Raw genomic sequence first — 13,628 nt, forward strand, 5'->3', positions numbered from 1 at the left:
TTCATAATGGTTTGTTACATTATGACTTACATTGCAATAAAGAGGTGTGAAGATGATTCAAGCAAACCGACTCACAAAAACATTCGGCTCCGGCGGTTCGATGGTACGAGCCCTTAAAGAAGTGGATCTATCGATCGCCAGAGGGGAAATGATCAGCATTGTCGGACCGTCCGGCTGCGGTAAAACGACCCTGCTCCATGTCCTCTCCGGGATAGAGCTTCCGACAGAAGGAACCGTCCTTATCGACGGATTTGATCTGTATGGAGCAGCAGAAAAAGCTCGCTCCGCTTTCCGTCTGAACAAGACCGGATTCGTGTTTCAATCCTTTCACTTAATTCCTGTATTGAACGCATTGGAGAATGTGGCGCTCCCGCTGATCGGACAGGGAATGCCGACAAAGAAAGCGAACGATAAAGCAAAAATCGCCCTTACCCAAGTCGGTCTCGGCGACAAGTTAAACGTTCGCCCAACCGAATTGTCAGGAGGGCAAAACCAGCGAATTGCCATTGCTCGTGCCATCGTTTCCGACCCGGTTGTCCTCTGGGCCGATGAACCAACCGGTGCGCTCGACAGCCAGACCTCCGAACAAATTGTCGGGCTGCTGCGGCACATTAACGAAACGATGGGTACCACAATCGTCATGGTCACCCATGATAAAAGCATCGCTGCCCAATCGGACCGGACGATCCGGATGGAAAACGGACGCATCATCGACCACGGGGAAGCGGGGGCGGAACGATGAGAAGCATGCTGACTCCTTCCCTCGTGTGGCGTATGGCGTGGCGGAACCTGTGGACTCAGCCCCGCCAAACGCTGCTGACCGTGCTGGGCGGCTGCATCGGAGCTGCATTGATCATGGCAGCCGTTGTCTTTTTTCAATCGTTTGATGAAAGTGGAAACCGCTGGCTGAAACAGCATTATGGTCCGATTGATTGGGAATTGAAGCCTCCGGCAGGAACCCGACATTTCACGCAAGAGGAAGTGCAGGCGATCGCCGAACGGTTACAGCCATACAATGTACAGCTGCTGCCTGCTGCTATTTTTGAAACAAGCGTCAGCAAAGTCGACGGTCAGTTGCAGCCCGTGCAAACAGGTTTACGCTACTTGGCCATAGGAGTTGACTTTGCTCAAGCCGCTGAATTTGATCCCGATCATCCGCTTTGGGAGCTGTCTTTGTCTGCCGATCAAGTTATACTATCCGAAGCGATTGCGAAGCCACTCGGTCTCGTCGAGGGCGATACGGTGGCGATCCCTGATAAACGTGGAAACTCTAAGCTTTTTCAAGTGAAGAAAATCGTCAAAGAAGAAGGCATAACCGGTTATAGGGGCCTATTCGCTGCCGAAGGAACCCTCATTATGGGAATCCGCCAGGCCCGAAATTTAAGCGCAGCTCCTGACGGAGCCTTCACCTCTATCCTGGCTGGCCGGGAAGATTATACATTAGCAGAACAATCGGCTGTACGCTTTCCGACCCCGCTGCCGTTGTTCGATCTGCATGAGCAGAAAGTAGCGGATGAAAACCAGGTAAACAAAATGAAACAGCGGCATGGGGCTATTTTTATCATTTGCAGCCTAACCGCTATTTTGGCCGGAGCCTTGCTGATGATCCAAATTCTGCAGATGCTGGTCTATTCACGCAAGGAATCCTTAGCTCTGCTGCGTGCGCTCGGCTTTCAAAACAGACAAGTAAGAGCCATTTTTTTCATCGAAACGACATTAATCAACTTATTAAGTACGGGCGTAGGTATTGTGCTGGGAATACCGCTGGGCTTCGGCGTCATTCGTCTGTTTGAATGGTTTAATCAGGACCTGCTCTACGCCTATGGTGCAAACTCAATTCCTATTATGCCTTATGTATCTTTGGGCGGTATCGCCCTGTCTTGCGCTGCGGTTCTCGGGTTATTAACAGTTATCTCATTCGTCGCTTGTTACCGGATGGGCAAAATGAACATCGTGCTTGCTTTGCGGGGAGATCAAGATCCGGAGAAAACAGGCGGCGGACAGTGGATTCGCAAGGGGCTGCGGATCGTGCTGACGGTTTGTGCTGCGATTATTGTATTCAGCCACTTTATTCAATTTTTCAGCGGGAAAAGTTTGGAGATCATGACTACCAATACAGGATTTGTACCGCACCGATCGTTGTCTGTCTTAGCGCTATGGTTTGGGGCTTCAGTATCGATGCTGTATTTGGTCGTTCAGGGTCTGCCCTACATCCAAAAAGGGCTAAAACCGCTTTTATCCCGGATCGGTATAGGAGATGCAGCTCAACTATTGGCGTTCCGTTATCCGGCAGGAAATTATCGGCGCACGTTCATTGTCACGCTGTTATTTAGCTGCTGTTTCATGATCCTAGTACTAATCTTGATCGTCACCCAGCATAACTATCGGGATATCAGCCAGAAATCGTATTCGATTCTCGGTTATCCTGCTTATATCAAGTACTATAGTGAGCAGGAGAAGCAGCAGATCTTAGCTGGTTTACAGCAGGATCCCGAATTGGCAGAGGCCGCTCAAAATCCGCCGGTGATGGAACCTTATATGCTTGGATTCGAGCCGAACGATGTCTTTCTGGATTTACAGCAGTTGAATTTGACGGTGCCGAGCGAGGCCTTTCTCGCGCATGGGGCGCCCAAGCTGTCACAGCGTTCCCCGGCATTCGCTTCTGATGAAGAAGCCTGGGCGGCTGTGCTAAATAACCCCCATGCCGTGATTCTGGATCATAAATACAGCTACGAGATGAGTACCGCCCTCTCAAGGAAGTTGAACGTGGGCGATCATCTGACGCTTAACGTGTACAATAAACCGGCAGAACCTAACACTCCTGATTTCGGAAAGCCTCGAAAAGTTGTCGATACGATCGACATCGACATTATTGGCTTCGCCGATACTTCTACGGGGATGGAATTTTATAATGTCATGTTTGTCCATCCGCAAATTTACGACCAATTGAAAGAGCATGGATATCGTTGGGAGTATTTAAAGGAATCAGGGTATGTTCTGTTGTCTTTGCCCTCTAACGATCTTCGCGATCTGCGCAAAATCGAACAGCGCCTCGCCGCACAAGGGATCAAAGGCTTCTATTCGCCTGGGATTTCCAAGGCCGGAGAAGACATGAATATGATCCAAATGCTGTGGATTTTCATCGGATTTATGACCCTGGTGACTTTGAATATCGGTTTAGCCGGATTAGCCATCCTTCAATATCGCGCAGTTCAGGAGCGAGCCAAAACCATGGCGATGATGCGCTGTATCGGGCTCAGCATCCGAGTGATTCGACAAATGCTGCTGCTGGAAGGAACAACGATCAGCTGGCTGGGTCTCTTGAATGGCTGCCTGTTCGGCTCCATTGGCGGTTATACGATCGTAAGATTGGCCGAATTGACTAAGCCGCCTACCTCGCCGGCCCTGTCATTTGATTATCCATGGGAGATCATCCTGCCCATTATCGGCACTTTAATGCTGATCGCTCTTCTGCTGAATCTGGCTCCTTCACGAAAAATCACACGCTTGTCTCCGGGGGATGCCATTCGTTCGGCGAGCGATTAACGGTCACTGTACCGGGATGATCAAGTGATTCCTCGCCGGTTTTGGAGAAGAAGCCAACGAAAAAAGAAAAACGGACAGGAGCCGCGTGCCCCTGTCCGTTCATTTAATATAGCTTTGCTTAGGTGATTTATATTACTTTTCCTGGTCGTTAGACAGCTTCAGAACTTCCAGCAAGCGGAGGAACAAGCTTAGCAGTATGGCCACGATAGTAGCAAGCGCCATGCCCTTCAGCTCGAAATTCCCCCAGCGGAAGGCCGCTCCGCTGATTCCGATAACGAGAACGATTGTGGTCAGAATCAGATTGGCCGGCTTCGAATAATCGACCTTGGACTCGACCAGCATCCGGATACCCGATGCGCCGATAACTCCGAACAGCAGCAGGGAAATGCCGCCCATGACCGGTTCGGGGATGGTCATGATCAGTGTGGACAGCTTGCCCGAGAAGGACAGGATGATGGCGAATACCGCCGCACCGCCGATGACGAATACGGAATAGACGCGGGTCAGGGCGAGAACGCCGATATTTTCCCCATACGTCGTATTCGGGGTAGACCCCACGAAACCGGAAATGATGGTGGAAATGCCGTTGCCGAGCAGAGACCGGTCAAGTCCCGGATCCTTCGTCAAATCTTTGCCTACGATGTTGCCGGTAACAATCAAGTGACCGATGTGCTCGGCGATAACGACCAGCGATACGGGCAGGATAACCGCTATGCTGGCCCAATCCCACTTGGGGGTATAAAATGTAGGCGCAGCAATCAAGCTTGCCTCATGAACTTTAGCGAAATCGACAAGGCCTAGCCGGTAGGCTACGATATAGCCGACGACGATTCCGATCAGAATCGGAATAATCTTCAGGAAGCCGCGAAAGAGAACGTTGCCGAGCACGGCGACCAGCAGCGTCACCATTGAAGCGGTAACCACCTTGGGATCGATGCTCCATGCGGATGATGGAATATCCTCGGGCTTGATCAACCCGGCCATCCGGGCGGCTGTCGGAACAAGCTCCAGACCGATAACGGCCACAATCGCACCCATTGCGGCAGGGGGGAAGACCACATCGATCCAGCCGGTACCGACCTTGCGAATGAGAAGGGCGACAAGCGAGAAGATGACTCCGGTGATAATGAAGCCCCCCAGCGCCATTTCGTAAGACCCGTTGTTCAGAACTACGAATACAGGGGACAGGAAAGCAAAGCTGGAGCCCAGATAGGCTGGAATTTGTCCCTTGCAAATGAACAGATACAGCAGAGTGCCTATTCCGTTCATCAATAGAATGGTAGCCGGATCGACCTTGAACAGGATCGGCACGAGCACCGTAGAGCCGAACATAGCAAACAGATGCTGAAGGCTCAGGGGAATGCTTTTCAACAGAGGCGGACGCTCGTCCACCCGGATCATGTGCTGCTGCAAGAAACTTCCTCCTTGTTTATATAATCTTTTTCGTTTACTAAAAAAGCCCATCGACAATATTATCAGAAAGAAGTCGGAAAGACATCAGTTTTTTTGGCCGGTATAATCCCGCTTATGTTTCTTGCTGACCGGCCCACTTCATAGCATTGGCGATAAGGCGGCCCATCGTCGGATGAGCCCATGTCTCCGCAGTATGGCCGGGGGTCAGGACACAGACCTTGCCTTGTCCGTGGCGATGAGCCCAGGCGGCGGGAGCCGCTTCCCCTTCCTCTGAGATAAGCTCCGCCAAAATCAGGGGATCTCCATCCATATCGATAAAATATTGCTCGTCATTTATCTCCCAATCACTGACTCCGGCCGTTACCGGATGGTTAGCGGATGGAGAGGATTTGACGAGCAGCTTGCGGGTACCCGGCGGATGATGAGTAAACGTCCCCTTGACCAGCTTGCGGTACGTTCCCTCCTTCGGATATTGAGCCAGCCCGGAATGGATGGCAATCAAGCCTCCGCCTGCCGCAACGTAATCGGCAAGCTCCTGCTGGCGTTCTTCCGGACACCAGAGCTTGTCCGTCCGCACGCCGTTCTCCACGAGCAGGGCATCGCGGCCAATCACAATTCCGTCATAAGATTTGAGACGGTCCCACGGGAACTCCTCCGCCCGAGTCAAAATTTCCAAATCATATTCGATAGAACGGGATATAGCCTCAAGACTGTGACGCGATCGTTCTGCAGGATGATAACGGTCTTCCAGAAGAGCCAACCATTTGACCATAAAACAACCTTCCTTCCTAAATATCATTTGAAAGCCCGTTGCTGCTTACGTTGATTTCTGATCAAAGCAAGCAAAGGGATTTTTTGTACATTTTATCCCGATGTTTGTATTATCGGGTTAAGCCCCCCACCTCTATAGGTGGGCTCTAAATCAGGTGGAGTAGAGTCTCCATCTGATTACTCGATGTTCAGCTAAGCTGAACGAGTTCACTGCCGAAGATAAGCCGTTTTTCCAATGACTCCCACCCATAATACTACAAATTATAGATGGCGGGAACCCAATTCAGATTCGCCCAACGGGGAGTCTGCGGTACGCTTTGGGAATGGCTCGACATGAAAAACGGGACGATTCGACACGTTTCTTGACGGGATGCCCTGTTGAGGTTCATAATGAATAAAAATGATCAAACGGAAAGGATTTAGGAATGGGGATCGAGCTGTTACTTGAGAAGGCATCAACCTATTTAAAAGAGAACGACCTGAACAAGATACAAGAGGCCTATCTGTTTGCCGAACAGGCTCATCACGGTCAGGTAAGAAAATCGGGAGAGCCTTATATTCTGCATCCGGTCGCAGTAGCCGAAATAGTGGTTAAAATGCAGATGGATGCCACCTCGATCATCGCTGCTCTGCTGCATGACGTTGTGGAAGATACCAGCGTTTCTTTAGACATGCTGCGCGAACGGTTCGGGGATACCTGCGCGATGCTGGTGGACGGCTTGACGAAGCTGGAGAAAATCCAATTTAAATCGAAGCAGGAGCAGCAGAATGAGAATTATCGGAAGATGTTCGTCGCGATGGCTCAGGATATTCGGGTCATTCTTATCAAACTGGCGGACAGGCTTCATAACATGCGGACTCTTAAGTTTCAATCGGAAGAAGCCCAGCGCCGGATTGCCGATGAGACTCTGGAAATTTTCTGCCCGATTGCCCACCGGTTAGGGATATCTGCGATCAAATGGGAGATGGAGGATATCGCTCTCCGTTATCTAAATCCTCAGCAGTACTACCGGATTGCAAATCTGATGCAGAAGAAGAGAACCGAGCGGGAGCAATATATTCAGGATGTTATTGTGAAAATAAAGGAAAAAGTGTCCGAAATGGGGATCGAAAGCGACATATCGGGCCGGCCCAAGCATATCTATAGCATTTATAAGAAGATGACCTCGAGAGGCAAGCAGTTCAATGAAATTTATGATCTGCTGGCCATTCGGGTGATTGTGGACAATATCAAGGACTGCTACGCCACCCTCGGGATTATTCATACTTTATGGAAGCCTATGCCCGGCAGGTTTAAAGACTACATTGCCATGCCCAAGGCCAACATGTACCAATCCCTGCATACGACCGTGATCGGACCCAAGGGGGAGCCGCTGGAAGTGCAGATTCGGACCTGGGAAATGCACCGCACATCCGAATATGGTATCGCCGCCCACTGGGCGTATAAGGAAGGCTCGGCGGTTCCGTCCGGCAGCTTCAGCAAGAAGATGAACTGGTTCCGTGAAATTCTCGAGCTGCAGAACGAAACGCGGGATGCTTCGGAGTTCATGGAGTCGTTGAAGATGGACTTCTTTACCGACCTTGTCTTCGTGTTCACGCCCAAGGGTGAGGTCATTGAGCTTCCGGCGGGCTCGGTACCGCTTGACTTCGCGTACAGAATTCATACGGAGGTCGGGAACCGGACGATCGGGGCCAAGATCAACGGACGGATCGTCCCGCTGGATTACAAGCTGAACAACGGCGATATCGTTGAAATTCTGACCTCCAAGCATTCGTACGGCCCCAGCCAGGATTGGCTCAAGATTGCTCAATCCTCTCATACGAAGAGCAAGATCAAGCAGTGGTTCAAGAAGGAGAAGCGGGAAGAGAACATCATTAAAGGCCGGGAAGCCATCGAACGGGAGTTAAAGCGCCTGGCCATCGATCCGGCCCAATGGATGACGGATGACAAGCTGCAGGAGGTCGCATCCAAGTTTAATTTTAACGATATAGAGGATATGCTGTCCGCGATCGGCTTCGGGGGAATTACCGCCGCGCAGATCGTTACCCGGCTGACGGAGAAGCTTCGCAAGGAAGAGATCCCTCCGCTGCAGCTGACTAACGAAGTCAAGGAAGTGAAGTCCGCACCGGAGAAGAAGAGCCGTCCCACCCACGGAGTCCGGGTCAAGGGAGTGGACAACCTGCTGGTCCGCTTCGCCCGCTGCTGCAATCCCGTTCCGGGAGACGATATCGTCGGCTATATTACGCGCGGCCGCGGAGTGTCGGTGCATCGTTCGGACTGCAGCAATATTCCGGCACCGGACGGTGAGGAAGGCAACCGGATTATTGAGATTGAATGGGCGGATTCGATAGAAGCGAATTACAGTGTCGAAATCGAGATAACAGGACATGACCGGCCGGGCTTGCTCAATGAAGTGCTGCAGGCCGTGTCGGAGAGCAAGACGATGATGTCCGCCGTCTCCGGCCGTTCGGACAAGAACAAGATGGCGTTGATTCATATGACGATCCTGATCCGCAATATCGATCATCTCCATTCTGTCGTCGAGAAGATTAAACGAATTCAGGACGTCTATTCCGTGCAAAGAATCATGCAGTCATAAGACGGTATTGACTGGAAACGAGGGATAGGGTTGAGGATTGTAGTACAACGCAGTAAAGAAGCGAGTGTGACCATTAACGGAAGCCTGACGGGGAGCATCGAGCAGGGGCTCGTGCTGCTGGTCGGGGTCACCCACGAGGATACGGAAGAGGATGCCCGCTACTTGGCGGATAAAGTGGCCGGTTTGAGAATATTTGAGGATGACGGCGGCAAGATGAACCTGTCTGTTCAAGAGATAGGGGGTCAAATCTTGTCGGTTTCGCAATTTACTCTATATGGAGATTGCCGCAAGGGCAAGCGGCCCAATTTCATGGCGGCGGCGAGGCCGGAACTGGCAGAACCGCTGTACCACCGGTTTAACGAGCTGTTGAGAGAACGGGGACTAACCGTTGCGACTGGGCGGTTCGGCGAAATGATGGATGTTCGGCTGGTGAATTGGGGGCCGGTTACTCTTATTCTGGAGAGCAAATAACGAGAACAAGGTTCGATTGCCGTGCGCAGACGGGCCTCGGTCAGGCTAAAGTTCGGGACAAGCAGAAGGTGTATAGTCAGGGGAAGAGGCTCCTCTTTTTGGCAGATTATTAGTTTCCGCGGAGGGAAATAATAGCCACTAGACACCTTGGCATAAAGGAGATGTAGACGTGCACCGATCCGTCAAGGAGGAAACCGTCCTGCTTTCCCAGCAAATTTCTGCTCCGGCCTCTTACCATGAAGCGATCGCTTCCCTGACCCTGGACGGGTCAACGGAGGGCAAGCACAGCTTCGAATCCGAACGGGACGCGATGAAGAGAGTTCCGCGCAAAATCATTCGCTAACGATTATAATGAGATAACATAATAGCCACGGACGGACACTCAGTCTGTCCTTTTTTTGTCTCTGGGAGGAAGGATTCAATTAATATAGACGGAGGATGCATGAAGGAATCCGCGGGTTCCTACGGCCGCACTAAATCTGCCGGAAATGTTTTATTCGGCGGGCATCTTATGTTACACTCTACAATAGGCTAATCATGCTTACGGAAATACACCTCGGAGGTGCGCACTTGTTAAATATTGCGATTCATCGGATTGGATTCGATGATTTTTCGACTGAAATTTATCATATTACCCGCTTGTTTTTTGAACAGCCCAATGTTCAGTGGGAGACGCAGGAGAAGGATGCGGAGTGGCAAGCGGTCATAGAAATGCGGAAGAAGGAAGACACCCGTGATATCTATGTGAAGACGGATTTATCGGCGGCAGATGGGGGAGAAGCTTGGTCACATGAGCATACGATGCCCATTCCCGATTCCGGAGAGCGAGGGATAGTGAAGCGGGCGATTCTCTATTCCCTGCTTCAGGTGCTGCAGGATGCCACCGGGCTGGAGCAGCCATGGGGAATTCTCACGGGGGTCCGCCCGACCAAATTAATGCACAACATGATGAATAAACAGGATATAGAAACCTGTAAGCAAATATTGAGAGAGCAGTATTTGATCACCGAACCCAAGGTGAAGCTGCTTGCGGATGTGGCAGAGCGGCAGCTGAAGGTCATTCCCGATCTGTTCCGGCTGGATAAAGAGATAAGTATCTACATAGGAATACCGTTCTGTCCCACCAAATGTGCCTATTGTACGTTTCCGGCTTATGATATTCGGGGAAACAACGGGTCTGTTCAAGGTTTTCTGGAAGGACTGCATTATGAAATCCGCGAGATGGGCCGGTGGCTTCAGCAAGCCGGTCTGGGCATTACGACGATTTATTGGGGCGGCGGAACACCGACGAGCATCGAGGCGGATGAGATGGACGCCTTGTTCCAGACGATTCAACAATCATTCCCCGGATTGGACAAGGTTCGGGAGCTGACGGTTGAAGCCGGACGTCCGGATACGATTACCCCGGAGAAGATTGAGGTCTTGCAAAAGTGGAAGGTGGACCGGATCAGCATTAACCCGCAGAGCTTCACGCAATCGACGCTGGATACCATCGGACGCCACCATACGGTAACCGAAACATTGGAGAAATTTAAGCTGGCCCGTCAAATGGGCATGAATAATATCAATATGGACTTGATTATCGGCCTGCCTAATGAAGGGATAGAGCAGTTTCAGCAAACGCTGGACGAAACCGCCAAGCTGATGCCCGAATCGCTGACGGTCCATACCCTTTCCTTTAAGCGGGCATCCAAAATGACCAAAAACCGCAGTGACTATGAAGTAGCTGAACGGGATGAAATCGCCGAAATGATGCAGATGGCTGCGGATTGGACCGAGCGGAACGGTTACCAGCCCTACTATCTGTATCGCCAGAAAAATATATTGGGCAATTTGGAAAATGTCGGTTACTCCCTGGAAGGAAGGGAAAGCCTGTATAACATTGTGATGATGGAAGAACGGCAAACGATTCTCGGACTTGGCTGCGGTGCGGTAAGCAAAATCGTTTACCCGGGAACGGAAGAGGATACCCAGCAGAAGATTGAACGTTTTCCCAACCCGAAAGAGCCTGCCGCTTACATTCAAAATTACAAGGAATACGTGGACAAAAAAATAAAGCTGCTGAATCAGGCGTACTTGTCCGAAGCGGGAATTTGACATTCGTTCATCCTTAATAGATTAATATATGGGGGGTCTACAGTGAAGAATAAATGGATTTTACTGATGGCCACTGCTATTATCCTGCTTGCGGCGGGAAGCAGCTGGATTTATTATATGGAAAAGTACGGCGGCGGTATCCGCTTTACGGCAGGGAACAAGCCGCAGGAGCTGGAGAAGGTGGAGGTTGTTGCACAGCCTGCGGATGATTATGACGTGATCGTGGTGGGAACCGATCCGGAAGGAATCGCGGCGGCGGTTTCCGCTTCCCGCAATGGGCTGCGAACGCTTATGGTGGACGGTCATGACCGCGAAATACTGGGCGGTTTGATGACCCTTGGCTGGCTCAATAGTATTGATATGAATTATGACGTGGAGAATAAATCGATCGTCCCCGGTGCCAAGATGCCGGTTCTGAACAAAGGGATTTTCTCGGAATGGTATGAGAAGGTCGAGGGGGATTCGTTCGACGTCACTACGGCGGCTAACGCTTTTAATAAAATAGTTCAGGGAGAGAAGAACCTCGATGTGCATCTGAAGGCGCGGGCGATTGAACCGATTCTCGCCAAAGGCCAAGAGGATCACATGGTTGTAGAGGGGATATCGCTTACGCGTGAGGACGGAACCGTCCAGCAAATTAAGGCCAGAGCGGTCATCGATGCGACTCAGGATGGCGATTTTGCCGCTGCCGCGGGAGTTCCGTTCACGATTGGCCGGGAAGATTTGGGCGATATGAAGTCCAAGATGGCCGTTACTCTCGTCTTCCGTCTGGGGAATGTGGACGATGAGGTTTGGAAGCAGGTCCGCAAACGGCTCAGCAATGACAACGATCCAAATACCGGTGCTACGGATATGTCGGCCTGGGGCTATGTCGAGATGCAGAAGTACCCGGCAGTCAATAAAGAACGGATGAAGATGCGCGGATTAAATATAGGCCGCCAGAACGACGGCACTATACTGATTAATGCTCTGCAAATTTTCGGGGTGGATCCGTTCGATCCCAAATCGCGGGAAGAAGCCTTCGTATTGGCCAAGGAAGAAATTCCGCATGTAGTGGAGCATATGAAGGAGCTGTATCCGGAATTTGCCAATGTAGAATTTCTCGATACCGCGCCGGAGCTTTATGTGAGAGAAAGCCGGCACATGAAAGGAATGTACCGGCTGACGATACTGGACTTGCTGGAAAACCGCGATCATTGGGACCGCATTGCTTTCGGTTCCTATGCCGTTGATATTCAGCGCACAAGTCCGGCGGATGACGGTGCGGTCGTTCTTGATCCGCCGAAATACGCCATTCCTTTCCGCAGCATTGTTCCCCAGAAGGTAGATAATCTGCTGGTGGTTGGCCGTTCCGCAAGCTTCGATACGCTTCCGCATGGAAGCGCCCGGGTCATTCCGACCGGGATGGCAACCGGTGAAGCGGCCGGGGCAGCCGTCAAAATTGCCATGGATGGAGAGATGACCTTCCGGGAGCTGGCTGAATCCAAGGAAGAGATCAAGAAGCTTCAGGATCTCATCAACAGCAAGGGGATGGATGTCAAGCCATATACTCCGAAGGTACATCCTTACATGGAGCATCCTGCCTATCCGGGATTGAAGGTAGCTGTCTATCTGGGTATTGCCAACGGGGGCTACAATAACGATTTCCGTCTCGATGACACATCCAATCCGCAGAGATTGGTTAATCAATGGAATATAGCCAAGCGGGTATATCCGAATTCGTTCAAAGGAGATGCATCTGCTGCTATCGCAGGTATGGAAGAAGCAGCCAAGCAGCCGTTAACTCTGGAGCAAGCTTGCTATACGATAGCTAAAGCAGTGGAGCTGGATGTTCCGAAGGAGCAGGCTCAGAGCGAGCTGATCGACAAGGGGCTGCTGAAGCAGTCGACGATAGACATGATTAAGGATCAGGGACAATTGACCAATGGAGAGACGTTCATGATGCTTAAGGATACTCTGGAACGGATAGTCGGTGTGAAGTTTTAGAGCTCGAGGCATTATTCTTTGCTCAACGCGCGCCTATTCGGTGCGCGTTGAGGCGTTTCATCACAGCGATCTGTCTTCTAACAGGCATAGGTCCGATAGATGTAATCAAACTGTAATGTTAGGTTCATGCCTTTGTAATAATAAATGTCTATACTTAGAACTGACCCCTTTTGTAACATATATAACTAATTCAACCTGCAGCCGATGCCGCAGGTTCTTTTCTTTTTGGCCGGTTTTTCTATTCCGCAGTTTTCCACAGCTCAGGGGATTCGGAGTCTTCTAAGAAGGGTCATTTGTTCCAAGATGACACATCCGTTCTGGGATGACTTGACAATCCTAAGCCGGCGCATTACAATCAATACTAAATCTTACGACCCTCCGGTGATCGGCGCCTACCGCAACTAAGGACTTTATCACTGGAGAATATCGAAATCCGTTGAAGGGACCCAGTAATTCAACCCCACCTCTGCAGAGAGGGAAGCCGATGGCTGCAAGCTTCCTGAGGATGATTGAATGAATAACCTCCCGGAGGACGGGCCGTGACCCCCACAGCATGAAGATGCGGGTGGAAGTAGCGGCTTCGCGTAGTCGGGCGTTAACCGGAGAAGTGCGGAGCTTTCGTTCCTCTTACTTGACGGTAAGGGAAGAATGCCCCGAATGTGGGTGGTACCACGGGTGATTTGTATATAATCCCTCGTCCCTGGCTGTTATGGCCGGAGACGGGGGATTTTTTGTAAATATAAG

General features: G+C 51.0%; 9 protein-coding genes. 7 read left to right on the plus strand and 2 right to left on the minus strand.

The window, feature by feature from the left end:
• The first annotated feature begins 52 nt into the window (after positions 1-52).
• Together FS806_RS11330 and FS806_RS11335 are read left to right on the plus strand one after the other, a co-directional pair.
• Positions 53-742 (plus strand): ABC transporter ATP-binding protein, encoded by a 690-nt coding sequence (locus FS806_RS11330; RefSeq protein ID WP_144936044.1) that lies wholly within the window; start codon positions 53-55, stop codon positions 740-742.
• The gene (locus tag FS806_RS11335; RefSeq protein WP_144936047.1) at positions 739-3,546 is read left to right on the plus strand and encodes an ABC transporter permease; all 2,808 of its coding nucleotides are present in this window, start codon (positions 739-741) and stop codon (positions 3,544-3,546) included. The genes FS806_RS11330 and FS806_RS11335 overlap by 4 nt, the downstream gene beginning before the upstream one ends.
• A gap of 132 nt (positions 3,547-3,678) precedes the next feature.
• On the opposite strand, the gene uraA is transcribed toward FS806_RS11335, so the two are convergent.
• Positions 3,679-4,947: a uracil permease gene (gene uraA / locus FS806_RS11340; RefSeq protein ID WP_144936106.1), complete on the minus strand. Its 1,269-nt coding sequence runs from the start codon at positions 4,945-4,947 to the stop codon at positions 3,679-3,681.
• A gap of 124 nt (positions 4,948-5,071) precedes the next feature.
• Positions 5,072-5,731 (minus strand): ThuA domain-containing protein, encoded by a 660-nt coding sequence (locus FS806_RS11345; RefSeq protein ID WP_186328323.1) that lies wholly within the window; start codon positions 5,729-5,731, stop codon positions 5,072-5,074.
• Between the two features lie 424 nt (positions 5,732-6,155).
• Between FS806_RS11345 and FS806_RS11350 the strand changes: the two genes are divergently transcribed.
• The 5 genes from FS806_RS11350 to FS806_RS11365 all read left to right on the plus strand — a co-directional run bounded on the left by FS806_RS11350 (position 6,156) and on the right by FS806_RS11365 (position 12,884).
• Entirely contained in the window at positions 6,156-8,330 is a 2,175-nt protein-coding gene (locus FS806_RS11350) for a RelA/SpoT family protein (RefSeq protein WP_144936054.1), read from the plus strand.
• Between the two features lie 30 nt (positions 8,331-8,360).
• The gene (gene dtd, locus FS806_RS11355; RefSeq protein WP_144936057.1) at positions 8,361-8,801 is read left to right on the plus strand and encodes a D-aminoacyl-tRNA deacylase; all 441 of its coding nucleotides are present in this window, start codon (positions 8,361-8,363) and stop codon (positions 8,799-8,801) included.
• Positions 8,802-8,970: 169 nt separating this feature from the next.
• Complete coding sequence (locus FS806_RS25730) at positions 8,971-9,144, plus strand: hypothetical protein (protein ID WP_186328324.1); 174 nt, start codon at positions 8,971-8,973, stop codon at positions 9,142-9,144.
• Between the two features lie 227 nt (positions 9,145-9,371).
• Complete coding sequence (locus FS806_RS11360) at positions 9,372-10,898, plus strand: coproporphyrinogen III oxidase (RefSeq protein ID WP_260982059.1); 1,527 nt, start codon at positions 9,372-9,374, stop codon at positions 10,896-10,898.
• Between the two features lie 66 nt (positions 10,899-10,964).
• On the plus strand, positions 10,965-12,884 hold the full coding sequence (locus FS806_RS11365) for an FAD-dependent oxidoreductase (protein WP_144936109.1): 1,920 nt from the start codon (positions 10,965-10,967) through the stop codon (positions 12,882-12,884).
• The last annotated feature ends 744 nt before the right edge of the window (positions 12,885-13,628 follow it).

Source organism: Paenibacillus sp. 32O-W (assembly GCF_007679495.1).
Taxonomy (GTDB): Bacteria; Bacillota; Bacilli; order Paenibacillales; family NBRC-103111; genus Paenibacillus_L; species Paenibacillus_L residui.

Coding starts and splice junctions, on each gene's coding strand:
- FS806_RS11330 (WP_144936044.1), top strand. CDS start 53: ATGATTCAAGCAAACCGACTCACAAAAACATTCGGCTCCGGCGGTTCG.
- FS806_RS11335 (WP_144936047.1), top strand. CDS start 739: ATGAGAAGCATGCTGACTCCTTCCCTCGTGTGGCGTATGGCGTGGCGG.
- uraA (WP_144936106.1), bottom strand. CDS start 4,947: ATGATCCGGGTGGACGAGCGTCCGCCTCTGTTGAAAAGCATTCCCCTG.
- FS806_RS11345 (WP_186328323.1), bottom strand. CDS start 5,731: ATGGTCAAATGGTTGGCTCTTCTGGAAGACCGTTATCATCCTGCAGAA.
- FS806_RS11350 (WP_144936054.1), top strand. CDS start 6,156: ATGGGGATCGAGCTGTTACTTGAGAAGGCATCAACCTATTTAAAAGAG.
- FS806_RS11365 (WP_144936109.1), top strand. CDS start 10,965: ATGGCCACTGCTATTATCCTGCTTGCGGCGGGAAGCAGCTGGATTTAT.